The organism is Jeotgalibaca caeni, from assembly GCF_028863945.1.
GTDB classification, from domain to species: Bacteria; Bacillota; Bacilli; order Lactobacillales; family Aerococcaceae; genus Jeotgalibaca; species Jeotgalibaca caeni.
The window spans coordinates 69,919-83,386 of the sequence record NZ_JARBEA010000002.1; the positions used below are offsets into that span (position 1 = coordinate 69,919).

Genomic DNA, 13,468 nt, shown 5'->3' on the forward strand with positions numbered 1-13,468 from the left:
GAACACTCGTTCGACTTTTTTTATTCGTCTGTATGCGAGTGTTTCGCATGCGCGACAGCCATATGCAGAATTTCATAAACGTGCTTATCATCTTGGCTGTATAAAATATTTTTACCAGAGCGTCTGCTCTTCACGAGTTGCGCTTCCTTTAACTTCTTCAATTGATGAGACACCGCTGATTGCTCCATATCCAACTCAACTGCAATTGCATTTACATTCCATTCCTTATCTTCCAACAAGTAGAGAATGCGGAACCGAGTTGCGTCCCCTAACAATTTGAAAATTTTAGTGGTTAAATCTATTGTAGCATGGTCGATTACTTCTTTCACATTTGTCACCTCGCTGTATTCTTCTATCTATTTTAGCAGAAATAAAAAGAGGCGGGAGTCAATTCCCAGCCTCTTATGCTACTTTTAATTTAATTCTTGGATTTCTCCAGTTTTCAAGTAAACGACTCGTTCGCAGATGTTGGTTACGTAATCTCCGATTCTTTCCAAATATCCGGCTACAGAAATATAATCTGCTCCGCCTGGCACTACTTCTGAATCGGCTGCCATTTGCTTCAGACAGAAGTGGTTAATCGCTACGAACTGTTTATCTACTGCACTGTCCATTGCAGCGATGCGGTACGCTTCATCCAAATCAACGCGTACGTAAGCATCAATTCCCTCTTCAACCATCAATTTCACGTTGTCGGCCATCTCGCCAATCATCGCTTCTACTTCCGGAATTCGTTTATTATGGCGCTCTTTTACTCGAATTACTGATCGAGATATACTTACTGCGTGGTCACCCATCCGCTCTAGGTCGGAACTTGCTTTCATTACGGTTACGATGGAACGTAAATCAGAAGTTACGGGTTGTTGCAAAGCAATGAGTTTGAAACAGAAGTTTTCAATGTCTGTTTCTAACTGATTGATTTCTTCATCTTTCTTCTTCGCTTCCAATGCAAGATTTTCATCGTGATTGATGAAAGCTTTCACTGCGCGCAGAATATTTTCATTGACCATAAGGCCCATTTTGGTGAATTGACCGTGCATCGTTTTTAAATCATCATCGAACGTTTTTCTCATTCCAATACACCTCGCTCATCATTCTTATACCTATTATTATACCATTTATCTGTTTTCTACCCAAATCTTCCAGAGACGTAATCTTCTGTACGTTGATCACTCGGGTTTGAGAATATTTCATCGGTTTCACCAAATTCAATAATCTCACCAGTTAAGAAAAAGGCTGTCTTATCGGAAACACGAGCTGCTTGTTGCATGTTGTGTGTGACCATTACGATTGTGTATTGGTCTTTCAAGTCTTGAACCAGATCCTCAATTTTTGCTGTAGAGATTGGGTCCAAAGCAGACGTTGGTTCGTCCATCAACAATACTTCTGGCTCTACTGCCAATGCACGAGCAATACAAATCCGTTGTTGTTGTCCACCGGAAACGCGTAGCGCATTTTTGGAAAGGTCATCCTTTACTTCATTCCAAATTGCCGCACCTTTTAGGCTTCGTTCTACGATTTCATCCAAGACTTTTTTGTCTTTGATTCCGTGTGTACGCGGTCCATAGGCGATGTTGTCATAGATGCTCATTGGGAATGGGTTTGGATGTTGAAATACCATTCCGACTCGTTTCCGAAGCATATTAACATCATAGTGATCTGCATACATATTTTGTCCATCAAGAAGAATACTTCCTTCAATTCGGCACCCTGCTACTAAGTCATTCATTCGGTTCAAACTTTTAATGAATGTAGACTTTCCGCAACCAGATGGTCCAATAAAAGCAGTAATTTCATTTTCTTTGATTTCCATATTAATGCCTTTCAGCGCTTGGAAATCACCGTACCACAGATTCATATCATTTACGCTTATTTTACTTTTACTCATAAATTACTTCGCTCCTCTAGTTAATCGATTGCTGAGCCAGGTTGAGAGTCCATTAATAATCAATACGATGACAATCAGGACAACCCCTGTCGCATAGGATTCACGTACATGCAATCCTTCCCCTGCTAGCACAAACATGTGTAGAGCAAGAGTACGACCGGATTGGAAAGGTCCAGTAGGCAGATTGGTTGATGTTCCAAGTGTATACATCAGCGCTGCCGTTTCACCGACAATCCTTCCTACTCCTAAGATAATCCCGGAAAGAATACCCGGCATCGCAACGGGCAACACAACGCGGAAAATCGTCCGCAGCCGTCCAGCTCCCAGCGCGAAGCTTCCTTCCCGCAAGGAATTCGAAACAGCTAGCAACGCTTCCTCCGTTGAACGGATAATAACCGGTAATACCATGATGACTGATGTTAAAATACCCGCTAACAGCGAATACTGGAAGCCCAGGAACACAACGAAGAACAGCATCCCGAACAAACCATAGACAATGGACGGAATTCCAGAAAGAGTATCCGTCGCAATACGAATCAAGTTTACAAAACGGTTGCCTTTATCAGCGTATTCAACTAAATAAAAAGCAGTGAATACCCCGATTGGTGCAGCTATCAGCAACGTAAAGAATACGAGAATGAAGGTTGTGATAATAGCTGGCATCATCGACACGTTATCAGAGGTGTATTCCCAAGCAAACATATCCAATGATAGACTTCCAATTCCGTTCAGTAAAATAAACCCAATTACGTAGAAAAGAGAACCAAACGTAACGAACGTAAAGAAGTAAACCAGAAATTTGATAATTTTCGATTCCATCTAGATTCCCTTCCTTTTTATGTAAGTAAATGCGCCATTGATAATCAGAATGAAAATAAAGAGCACAACTGCAGTTGCAATCAATGCCTCCCGGTGTTCACCTGCTGCATAGGCCATTTCCAAAACAATATTTGTGGTCATCGTCCGTACTCCTTGAGTGAGGCTTGATGGAATACGAGGTTGGTTCCCTGCTACTAAGATGACCGCCATGGTTTCTCCAATCGCACGACCAACACCCAAAATAACGGCTGAAATAATCCCTGATTTTGCTGCTGGAACCATAACGCGCATAACCGATCGTTCGTGCGTAGCTCCCAGAGCGATACTTCCTTCGTAATAACTTTTTGGTACAGCGCGTAAAGATGATTCAGAAAGTCCAATAATGGTAGGTAACACCATAATCCCTAATAGAATAGAGGCTGTCAGGATGTTCATCCCTGTACCGCCAACGATACCACGCATCATTGGAACAATTAAACGCAGCGCAAAGAATCCATATACAATAGAAGGGATTGCAGCCATCATATTTACTGCTGGCTTCAAGAAACGGTATAGCTTAGGCGGGCAGAACTTTGCCATAAATACAGAAGTAAATACACCGGTAGGAACACCAATGAGCACTGCTCCTACTGTAATCACGAGGGAACCAACAATCATCGGTAGAATTCCAAATTGTGGATTCGAGTTTGATGGTGTCCACTTGGTCCCAAAGATAAAATCAGCGATTCCATAGCGCAACATGAAAGGTAGTCCGCCTTCAAAAATAAAATAAAAAATGATCACAATTGATACAATCGACATAGAGGCTGAAATGAAGAATACCCATTTCATGAAACTTTCCCAAAAATACTTCTTTTTCATAAATCCCCTCTCCCTTGACCTGGTTTCCCCAGTCAACGTCTTATCAGCTTTGGAATCGAAGCATGATTAATCCATTTATAACACTTCTCAAAAAAAAAGGCCAGAATAATCTGGCCGTAGAACACTGCGACTATACTCTATTATTGAACATCTTCCCAGTTTGTAATTTCACCACTGAAGACTTGTCTTACTTCTTCAAGAGTCAAACTGTCAATGTCGTTATTCTTATTTACTACAATTGCAATTCCGTCAATGGCAATTGGTTCAAAAGTTAGTTTTTCTTTTTCAGTATCGTTCAATTCACGAGATGCCATTCCGATATCTGCTGTTCCTTCAATTGCAGAAGTCATCCCAGCAGAAGAACCATTGGAAGTGATATCAATTTGTACATCTGGATTCAACTCACGATATCCTTCAGAAAGAACTTCCATCAGTGGAGAAACGGATGTGGATCCGACAACCGAAATCGTTCCTGATAGTCCTTTGCTTTCATAGGCAGGTGCGTCGGATACTGCCTCTACATACCCTTCTTCTGTTGCAATTTCTTGCCCTTCAGCAGATTGGATATAATCAACAAAGTCTTGTGCTACTTCACTTAAGTCTCCAGCCCATGCAATGTTAAAGTTACGTGCAATCGGGAAGGTTCCGTCTTGAACGGTCTCAGCAGTTGGTTCTACACCATCAACTGGCAACCCTCTTACGGTATCATTCAAGGAACCTAGCGAAATGTATCCAATCGCATTTTGATCTTGTGCTACAGCAGAAAGAACACCTTCTGTACCATTTTGAATAACTGCTTCTGAATACGTGTTATCTACTTCTTCACCATTCTCGTCTTCTGCTAGTACTCCTGTAATTTCCGTGAAAGCTCCTCTTGTACCTGAACCATCTTCACGAGAAACCACATTTATTGTTCCGCTTACTTCACCAGTAGCGTCGTCTCCAGCCGTTGCACCTGGATCACATGCTGCCAAGATTCCTACTGCACCTACAGATAAAACAAGTTTCGTTAAACGATTCATTTGCATTCTACGTACCATCCTTTTTTATGTACTAGGCCTTTTGCCGTACCTTTATTGTAGACGACCAATGTAAATTTTCTTCATGGATTAATGTAAAGTTTACACTTAAAATGACTGCCTTTTTTATTATTCCAGCTTCCTTTTACAAAAAAACCTGCTAAAGTCTCATAGACCAAGCAGGTTTGAAAGGGAATTGTAAATTTTATGTAAAGAGAAGGTTAATCTTTTGTAGAATAATCATTCCCATTTTTAGGCAACTTTACGGTAAATGTACTTCCTAGCCCTAGTGTACTCTTTACACTGATGGAGCCGTTCATATTTTCCACTAAATTCCGAACAATAGAAAGTCCAAGTCCTGTCCCTCCTGAGTTGCGACTTCTTGCCTTGTCGACTCGGTAGAAACGTTCAAAAATACGATTAATGTCTCCTTCAGGGATGCCGATCCCCGTATCCACCACATGAATGACTGCTTCCTCTGACGTTTGCTCCAGCATTACCGAGACCTTGCCACCCTTGTCCGTATAATTCACTGCATTGAAAATTAAATTATTCAGGACTTGTTCGATTCGGCTGCGTTCCCCTTCTACGATAACAGGTTCGGGGGTATTAGAAAAAATACGCAAAGAAATATTTTTTTCTTTCGCTTGTGGACAAATGACTTCGAAGCACGCTTCCACTACTTCACGTAGAACAACACGTTCTTTACTCATCGGTACTTGCTTTCGTTCTACTCTAGATAGTTCCAGAATATCGTTAACCAGGATTTCTAAGCGTCTCGCTTCTTTTTGAATAATTTCTACGAACTGCTTCGATAAGGCAGGATCCTCCATGGCTCCATCCAATAAAACTTCCGCAAAACCTTTTAAGGCCGTAATCGGAGTTCGCAATTCATGCGAAGCATTCGCAACGAAATCACTACGCACTTTCTCCAATCGTCTGATTTCGGTAATGTCATAGAGAAGAACCAGAACTTGATTATGTTGACTATCCGGCAGTACCATCGTATTCACATCAAGGATGAGTTCTGTTGGATAATAGATGTATACCTCTGCATTTTGGTTGGCCTTTTTTTGATACGTCTGTTGAATGACTTGAATCAAACCATAACTTTTTGCCAGTTCCAAAAAGGAGTGGCCGACCAGTTCATTGTTAATGTCCAATAATTTATGAACAGCAGGATTCATGACCTGGATTTCCTGATTTTCATCCAGTAACACAACCCCTACAATCAAACGATCCAACAAGGCAGTTAAGCGTTCATTCGAATGAAGGATGGCATAATTTTTCTCTTCCAGACTGTCCGCTAACTTATTCACGGTATGCCCTAGTTCCATGACTTCAGGATAATCTTCCCCCATATATACATCGGAGTAGTCTCCCTCAGCAATTCGGTCAATCTGGGATTCAATTCGTTTGAGCGGACGCGATATCCGGTTCGTCAAGTGAAGGGCAATGAAACTTGCCAATACAATTGAAATAAAGCTGAAAACAAAAACGGATTGCTGCAACGTATCCTCCAGTTCATCCAATGTTCCCATATCATGCGTTAACCGCAAGATACCGACCTTTTCCCCCTTCCCATTAAATAAGGCAACCGCAACTCGGTACTCACGCTCTTTTTTACGGTTCAAGACAATGCCACTCGTTCCGATTCGCTCACCTTCTAGAATACTGCGCACCTCTTTTGTACTTTTTTGGTTTTCTGCAGAAGATTGGTAGGCATTTGATGAATACACTAACGTTCCATCAGGTGTCATGAAAGCAATACTGTCTTTTTCATCTAACAGAAAATTCATGGAAGGAAAATCTTCTACAGCCGTTTGCACCGAAGTAGCACTTTGCAAAATCCATTCGTCCAATAACGCAGCGATATTGGTTGCCCGCTCTTCCACATTCCGTACAATAGTCTGGGTAGTGGAGTTTCGAACTAATTGATTTGTATAAAAAACTACTCCCATTGATAGGAGTAGAAAAAGCCCAATAAATAGAGCTAGAAATTGGTTGGCAAATTTCCGCATTATTTTGGCTCCTCTAATTTGTATCCAAAGCCACGAACAGTTTTTATGTATTGAGGATTTTTTGTGTCCTCTTCGATTTTTTCTCGCAGATGACTAATGTGAACATCTACAATACGTGTTTCCCCAGCATAATCAAAATTCCAAATTCGGTTCAACAACTGCTCCCGACTGAGAATTCGATTTTTACGCTGTGCCATATAGAGGAGCAGTTCAAATTCCTTGGGCGTGATGTCAATCGGCTCCCCTTTTACCAGAACTTCGTACAGTTCAGGGAAAATCGTAATATCTCGAATCACCACTTTATCTTCTTGCTCTTCCTTGGATACACGTGACGTTTCCTCTGGCAGGGATTCGTTTGTATTCGATGGAGATTTGGTCCGGCGTAAAATAGCTTTCATTCGTGCTAATACTTCACGGGGACTGAAGGGCTTCGTCATATAATCGTCTGCCCCTAATTCTAAACCAATAATTTTCTCTAACTCATCATCTTTGGCAGTCAACATCAAAATAGGGGTATCAATCTTCTCTTGGCGGAGTTTCTTGCAGATTTCCATTCCATCCATTGATGGAAGCATTAAGTCGAGAATGATAAAATCAAACGATCCCTTCAACGCCAAATCGTATCCTTCTTCTCCATCCATCGTGGTCACTACTTCATAGCCGTCTTTTTCGAGGTTATACGCCAGCAAAATCAAAATGGATTGCTCATCGTCGACAATCAATACTTTTTTCATTTCATCCTCCTGAATCCTGACATTTCTCTTTCATTTTAGCACTCCCATTTCAAAATGGAAAGAAAGCGAAAAAAAGAGGCAGGACACATGTCCTGCCTCTTCTTCGTTTAGACTTTCAAGAATCTTGTCATCGATAGCACAGATCCAAATGATCCAAGGAATACACCGACCCCTACAACTCCTAAACCTAGATAGTAAATAAATGGATTTGGAGAAAGCAATGCAAAGTTTGAACCAATTAAATAAGTAGATCCAACTTCGTAAAGGAATTGGTACAAGAAAATCATGATCCCGGTTGGAATAAGCGATCCGATCAAGCCAATAACCGCTCCTTCAATTAAGAAAGGCCAACGAATATAACTGTTTTTCGCACCAACTAAACGCATGATTTCAATTTCTGTACTACGCGAGAAGATGGTAATCCGAATCGTATTAGAAATTAAGAAGATCGCAATCAACAACAACCCAATGATGATGATTAATCCGATATTTCTAAGTACAGAGATTGTATCAAACAGCTTCTCTGCGGTTGTGCCGCCATATTCCACTTTTGCGACGTATTCCAATTCGCCTGCTTTTTCAGCAACTTCTCCCGTTTGTTCGGGTACTTGAGTGCTAAGCGTGAATACATCGTGCAGAGGATTATCGTCTCCGCCAAATAAGTTAAACTCTTCACCGTAGCTGCCAATCAGATTGTCCAACTCTTCATCACGAGTCGAGTACGTAACTGCTTCTACGTTTTCGATTTGCGACAACTGTTCTTCTAACGTTTGTTTGTCTGCTTCTTCTGCTGCTAAATCAATAAATACCCGCACATTTACGTCATTTTCAATGTCGCTTGCTAGTTTGTTTACATTAAATAAAATCGTAATGAATGCTCCTACCAGCATCAATGTCATTGCTACTGCACTAATCGCTGCGATTGACATCCAGCCATTACGAAATAAACTCTTAAATGCATCACGGATATGTCTACCCATGGTTCTACCCTTCATATCCGTATTCTCCTTCCAGTTGGTCACGTACAATACGCCCATTTTCGATTGCAATAACACGGTGCTTAATATCATTTACAATTTGGCTGTTGTGCGTTGCCATTAGAATGGTCGTCCCTTGATTGTTGATTTCTTCTAGAATTTGCATAATTTCTAAAGAAGTATCAGGATCCAAGTTTCCGGTTGGTTCATCGGCAATTAAAATACCAGGCATGTTTACAATCGCACGCGCAATGGCAATCCGTTGTTGTTCTCCACCTGACAACTCATTCGGGAACATCCGTGCTTTGTGTTTTAAGCTAACCAAATCCAGCACTTCAAAAACACGCTTTTCAATTTGCTTCGGTGTTTTTTCAATTACTTCCATTGCATAGGCAATATTTTCGTATACAGTTAAACGCGGTAATAACTTAAAATCTTGGAAGACCACGCCGACATAGCGACGCAGATGCGGAACTTCTCGCTCTTTCATTTTAGATAATTCAAACTTACCAATTTTGACTGTACCGGAAGTTGGTTTTTCTTCTCGATACATCATCTTAATGAAGGTAGATTTACCGGCACCACTTGGGCCTACTACATAAACGAATTCACCTTGTTCGATCTTCACACTTAAATTATTTACAGCCGTAATGCCATTTGGATATTTCTTGGAGACATTCAGCATTTCAATCATCTAATCACCCATCTTTTTTATATTCCGTTGAATCTTCTTTATACTTTGAAAAAAACCCCAAACACTTTGTTTGCGGCGTGAACGACATAAAACCTCTGTTATGAGATTGCTGTTCTATTATAGCATGGAAAAAGAGAATGTCTGTTTTAGTTTCTTTACAGTTATATTTCAAACCCAGCTGCTTATGTAACGGGAAGGGCTACCAAATCAAGTTATTGTAAAAAGGCTAGGAAGAACTCCCGCCTTTTTACAAATAACTGTTGAAATAATGGAACGGCCATTTCAAGATGATGATTCACCTTTTAGTCGTTACTCGTTTCAATGTTCATCTTCAAGTACGCATCGATAAAGTCATCCAATTCTCCGTCCATAACAGCTTGAACGTTCCCTGTTTCATAGTTGGTACGGTGATCTTTGACCATCGAGTAAGGGTGGAAGACATAGGAACGGATTTGAGAACCCCAACCGATTTCCTTTTGTTCTCCACGAATGGCTGCGAGTTCTTTTTCGCGTTCTTCTTCTTGTTTTTGGAACAGTTTTGCTTTTAAGAGACCCATTGCGGTATCTCTGTTTTGGAACTGCGAGCGTTGTGCTTGGCTCTGTACGACAATGCCGCTTGGGATATGGGTGATTCGAATAGCAGATGACGTTTTGTTGATATGCTGTCCACCAGCTCCACTTGCACGGAAGGTATCTACCCGAATGTCATCAGGGTTGATTTCGATTTCTGCATCATCGGCTGCAATCTCTGGCATTACGTCGATCGAACAGAAGGAAGTATGTCTTCTGCCAGCTGAATCAAAGGGAGAAATCCGTACCAAACGATGCACGCCCCGCTCTGAACGCAGATAGCCATATGCATTCAAGCCCTTGATCAGGATGGTCACACTCTTGATTCCTGCCTCATCACCCGCTTGATAATCCATCGTTTCTACCGCAAAGCCTTTTTTATCTGCCCAACGAGTAAACATCCGGTAGAGCATGCTGCCCCAATCTTGTGATTCCGTACCACCTGCACCTGGATGGATTTCCAGAATGGCATTGCTTTTATCATGTGGTCCATTCAATAACATCGTTAACTCATATTCAGAAAGGGCTTGTTGTAGTTGTACTACTTTTTCTTCCAGCTCTTCTTCGAAGCCTTCATCCGGCTCTTCTTTCGCTAGTTCATAGAGAACTTGCACATCATCTTGCATGGCAACCAATTTTTGAAAGGTGTCGTAAACGCTCTTAAATTGATTGGATTCATTAATGACTTCTTGCGCCGCTGTAGAGTCGTCCCAAAAAGTAGGGTCCAACATGCGATCTTCATATTCCGCAATATCCGCTTCTAATGCCTCTAAGTCAAAGAGACCCCCTGAAGCTATTTATTTTGGTAGTTGATTCTTCTAAAAATGATTTTATTTCACTTAATTCCATCTAATTTCCTCCTAGAATACATGCTTCTATACAAAAAACTACAGAGTGGAGATGTTTCTTGGCTTCACTCTGCAGTCTGATTGTTACATATCTTTTCCGTGACAATTCTTGAATTTTTTGCCGCTTCCACATGGACATGGGTCGTTGCGTCCAATTTTCGTGTTCACAATCTCTTCCGCCGTCATGCTGGTAGTAGCTGGATCTGTGTTAGTTTCTTGTTCAACTGCTTGAACCTTTCGTTCTACTTCAACTTGATCGACTGCCTCTTCTCCAACAGGTCCTGCAGCAGCCTGCTGAGCTTGTTGTTGGGCACGAAGTTTTGCAGCTTGTTGAGCCATCATCATTTGGCGCATTTGCATGGCAGCCATCTGTGCACGTCTCATTTGTTCTGCACGGTCAACCGTTCCTGCTTCCCCTTCACGCATTGGGCGGATGGTGGAATTAGCGCCGACTGATTCACGCTGTAGATTTTGACGAACTTCAGACTTCATGACAATTCGAGTTACATCGTAATCAATGGAAGCAATCATTTCTTGGAAGCGATTATAGCCTTCTGTTTGATATTCCGTTAAAGGATTGTTCTGCGCATATGAACGCAGTCCAATTCCTTGACGCAATTCATCCATATTACTAATGTGGTCGGTCCATTTTTGGTCCACTACTCGTAAGATCACTACTTTTTCAAATTCTAGCATTTGATCCTTGCGCAAGCTGTTTTCTTTTTCAGCATAGACTGCTTTAGAACGATTAATCAATTCTTCCTTTATCTGTTCTGCTGTCTTGCCTTCCAAGTCGGATAGCTCGATAGAGTCAGGATGAACCAGCACATTCGCAGCAAAATCACGAATGGACTTAAGATCCCAGTTTTGTTTCTCACCTTGTGTATGCGTTTCTACCATTCGGTTAATGGTGCGTTCAATCATCTTCGTAGTAACATTACGCAAGGATTCAGTTTCCATAATGACATCCAAACGTTGGCCGTAAATGATTTCCCGTTGTTCACGCATTACTTCATCGTATTCCAAGACATTCTTACGTGTATCGTAGTTGTTTCCTTCTACGCGTTTTTGAGCTGATTCTACTTGGCGGGAGAGCATTTTACTTTGAATCGCTACGTCTTCCGCTTCGTCATCCATATTCAAACGACTCCATACTTGTTGGATTCGTTCTGAACCAAAACGTCTCATCAACTCGTCTTCAAGAGATAGGTAGAACTGCGTTTCACCAGGATCTCCTTGACGACCAGAACGTCCACGTAATTGATTGTCAATCCGGCGTGACTCATGGCGCTCGGTACCAATTACCGTCAAACCGCCTAGTTCTTTTACGCCTGCACCTAGCTTAATGTCTGTACCACGTCCTGCCATGTTAGTAGCAATGGTAACCGATCCGCGTTGGCCGGCATTCATGATAATTTCTGCTTCTTTGAAGTGATTTTTCGCATTCAATACTTCATGCGGAATCCCTTCTTGTTTCAACATATTCGATAGCAATTCAGATGTTTCAATCGCAACCGTACCCACTAAGATCGGCTGTCCTTTTTCGTGGCGAGCTTTGATGTCGGCCACTACTGCTCTGAACTTGCTCTTCAAGCTTGGGTATAGTAAATCTGGATAGTCTTGACGCACAACCGGTTTGTTGGTTGGAATGGCAACAACTTCCATATTGTAAATTTCGCGGAACTCTTCTTCTTCCGTTTTCGCTGTACCGGTCATCCCAGACAGTTTTTTATACATCCGGAAGTAGTTTTGGAAGGTGATGGTTGCCATGGTGCGGGATTCGTTTTGAATTTCCACATTTTCCTTCGCTTCAATCGCTTGATGCAAGCCATCGGAGTAGCGGCGACCTTCCATAATCCGTCCAGTAAATTGGTCGACAATCTGAACTTTTCCTTCATTTACCACGTAATCAATGTCGCGTAGCATGATGTAGTTGGCCCGCAATGCTTGATCCAAGTGATGAACAAGTTTTACGTTATCCACGTCGTACAAGTTGTTCGCATGGAACGTGCGCTCTGCCTTTTCAATTCCTTGATCGGTCAAAGCGATTGATTTTGAAGTCAAGTCGATCGTATAGTCTTCTTCCTCTTTTAACCCTTTAACGAAGAAATCTGCACGGTTATACAACGCAGTTGATTTTTCTGCTTGTCCAGAAATAATCAATGGCGTACGTGCTTCGTCGATCAAAATAGAGTCAACCTCATCGACTACGGCAAAGTTCAATGGGCGTTGTGCCATTTGGTTGCGGTACACAACCATGTTATCGCGCAAATAATCAAAGCCTAATTCATTGTTGGTGCTGTACGTGATGTCGCTGTTATATGCTTCACGTTTTTCTTCGGAAGATTTCCCAGCAATGTTTAATCCCACTGTTAATCCAAGGAAACGGTACAATTCACCCATCTCTACTGCATCCCGGCTTGCTAAGTATTCGTTAACGGTCACAACATGTACACCTTCGCCAGAAATAGCGTTCAAGTATACCGGCATGGTCGCCGTCAATGTTTTCCCTTCACCGGTCTTCATTTCAGCGATATTTCCTTTATGGAGGGTGATCCCACCCATTAGTTGAACTTTGTAAGGGTATAAACCAAGTACCCGTTTCGCTGCTTCACGTACAACCGCGAAAGCTTCTACTAATAAGTCATCTAACGTTTCGCCTTTTTGGTATCTTTGCTTAAATTCTTCTGTTTTTGCTGTCAATTCTTCATCACTTAACGCTGCTATTGTGTCAGCTAAGGCAATAATTTTGTCCGCTGTTTTTTCTAAGCTTCTAAGCTCTGCCTTATCATTCTCGAATAAACGTTTCAAAATGTTGGCCATGCTCTATCTCCTCATTACTGAAATCTGTATGTATTTAAGCTTCTAAAAATGAATATACTTCGTACATCTTATTCATTTTACCATTAATACAACTTTTTTTGTATGGTTTTAGATTAAAATTTGTGTCATTTACCACAAAAAACTTTATGAACGCTCCGCGTTCTATGCCATGACGGAAAATCACGTGCAGGAGTATAATAGGGATGGCAATACA

13 protein-coding genes are annotated in these 13,468 nt (G+C 41.5%); all 13 read right to left on the minus strand.

All coding sequences use genetic code 11. From position 1 onward, the window contains the following. Nucleotides 1-20: 20 nt before the first annotated feature. Entirely contained in the window at nucleotides 21-338 is a 318-nt protein-coding gene (locus PVE40_RS00720) for an ArsR/SmtB family transcription factor (RefSeq protein ID WP_274729964.1), read from the minus strand. Between the two features lie 75 nt (nucleotides 339-413). Continuing rightward, entirely contained in the window at nucleotides 414-1,073 is a 660-nt protein-coding gene (phoU, locus tag PVE40_RS00725) for a phosphate signaling complex protein PhoU (protein ID WP_274729965.1), read from the minus strand. A 56-nt stretch (nucleotides 1,074-1,129) separates the two neighbouring features. After that, on the minus strand, nucleotides 1,130-1,888 hold the full coding sequence (pstB, locus tag PVE40_RS00730) for a phosphate ABC transporter ATP-binding protein PstB (protein WP_274729966.1): 759 nt from the start codon (nucleotides 1,886-1,888) through the stop codon (nucleotides 1,130-1,132). A gap of 3 nt (nucleotides 1,889-1,891) precedes the next feature. After that, nucleotides 1,892-2,707, minus strand: coding sequence for a phosphate ABC transporter permease PstA (pstA, locus tag PVE40_RS00735; protein WP_274729967.1), 816 nt, complete (start codon nucleotides 2,705-2,707; stop codon nucleotides 1,892-1,894). Further along, nucleotides 2,708-3,568, minus strand: coding sequence for a phosphate ABC transporter permease subunit PstC (pstC, locus tag PVE40_RS00740; protein WP_274729968.1), 861 nt, complete (start codon nucleotides 3,566-3,568; stop codon nucleotides 2,708-2,710). It abuts the gene before it with no gap. A 140-nt stretch (nucleotides 3,569-3,708) separates the two neighbouring features. Then, on the minus strand, nucleotides 3,709-4,596 hold the full coding sequence (locus PVE40_RS00745; protein WP_274729969.1) for a substrate-binding domain-containing protein: 888 nt from the start codon (nucleotides 4,594-4,596) through the stop codon (nucleotides 3,709-3,711). A gap of 212 nt (nucleotides 4,597-4,808) precedes the next feature. Next, on the minus strand, nucleotides 4,809-6,608 hold the full coding sequence (pnpS, locus tag PVE40_RS00750; RefSeq protein ID WP_274729970.1) for a two-component system histidine kinase PnpS: 1,800 nt from the start codon (nucleotides 6,606-6,608) through the stop codon (nucleotides 4,809-4,811). Further along, nucleotides 6,608-7,342, minus strand: coding sequence for a response regulator transcription factor (locus tag PVE40_RS00755; protein ID WP_274729971.1), 735 nt, complete (start codon nucleotides 7,340-7,342; stop codon nucleotides 6,608-6,610). The genes pnpS and PVE40_RS00755 overlap by 1 nt, the downstream gene beginning before the upstream one ends. Before the next feature lie 107 nt (nucleotides 7,343-7,449). Continuing rightward, a complete protein-coding gene (ftsX, locus tag PVE40_RS00760) occupies nucleotides 7,450-8,337 on the minus strand; it encodes a permease-like cell division protein FtsX (RefSeq protein ID WP_274729972.1) in 888 nt (295 codons plus the stop codon). Beyond that, nucleotides 8,327-9,013: a cell division ATP-binding protein FtsE gene (gene ftsE, locus PVE40_RS00765; protein WP_274729973.1), complete on the minus strand. Its 687-nt coding sequence runs from the start codon at nucleotides 9,011-9,013 to the stop codon at nucleotides 8,327-8,329. Before ftsE ends, ftsX begins: the two co-directional genes overlap by 11 nt. A gap of 302 nt (nucleotides 9,014-9,315) precedes the next feature. Beyond that, nucleotides 9,316-10,432 (minus strand): peptide chain release factor 2 gene (gene prfB, locus PVE40_RS00770; protein ID WP_274729974.1). Its coding sequence is split into 2 segments (ribosomal slippage): nucleotides 9,316-10,359 and nucleotides 10,361-10,432, totalling 1,116 coding nucleotides; the frame shifts between segments, so codons are not numbered across the junction. An 83-nt stretch (nucleotides 10,433-10,515) separates the two neighbouring features. Beyond that, the gene (secA, locus tag PVE40_RS00775; RefSeq protein WP_420828502.1) at nucleotides 10,516-13,254 is read right to left on the minus strand and encodes a preprotein translocase subunit SecA; all 2,739 of its coding nucleotides are present in this window, start codon (nucleotides 13,252-13,254) and stop codon (nucleotides 10,516-10,518) included. A gap of 34 nt (nucleotides 13,255-13,288) precedes the next feature. Further along, on the minus strand, nucleotides 13,289-13,468 hold a 180-nt coding region (locus PVE40_RS00780), incomplete at its 5' end, for a hypothetical protein (protein WP_274729975.1).

Excerpts from the sequence above, each read along its gene's own strand:
- ftsX (WP_274729972.1), bottom strand. The coding sequence starts at position 8,337 with ATGAAGGGTAGAACCATGGGTAGACATATCCGTGATGCATTTAAGAGT.
- pnpS (WP_274729970.1), bottom strand. The coding sequence starts at position 6,608 with ATGCGGAAATTTGCCAACCAATTTCTAGCTCTATTTATTGGGCTTTTT.
- ftsE (WP_274729973.1), bottom strand. The coding sequence starts at position 9,013 with ATGATTGAAATGCTGAATGTCTCCAAGAAATATCCAAATGGCATTACG.
- pstB (WP_274729966.1), bottom strand. The coding sequence starts at position 1,888 with ATGAGTAAAAGTAAAATAAGCGTAAATGATATGAATCTGTGGTACGGT.
- pstA (WP_274729967.1), bottom strand. The coding sequence starts at position 2,707 with ATGGAATCGAAAATTATCAAATTTCTGGTTTACTTCTTTACGTTCGTT.
- pstC (WP_274729968.1), bottom strand. The coding sequence starts at position 3,568 with ATGAAAAAGAAGTATTTTTGGGAAAGTTTCATGAAATGGGTATTCTTC.
- PVE40_RS00755 (WP_274729971.1), bottom strand. The coding sequence starts at position 7,342 with ATGAAAAAAGTATTGATTGTCGACGATGAGCAATCCATTTTGATTTTG.
- secA (WP_420828502.1), bottom strand. The coding sequence starts at position 13,254 with ATGGCCAACATTTTGAAACGTTTATTCGAGAATGATAAGGCAGAGCTT.
- PVE40_RS00745 (WP_274729969.1), bottom strand. The coding sequence starts at position 4,596 with ATGCAAATGAATCGTTTAACGAAACTTGTTTTATCTGTAGGTGCAGTA.
- phoU (WP_274729965.1), bottom strand. The coding sequence starts at position 1,073 with ATGAGAAAAACGTTCGATGATGATTTAAAAACGATGCACGGTCAATTC.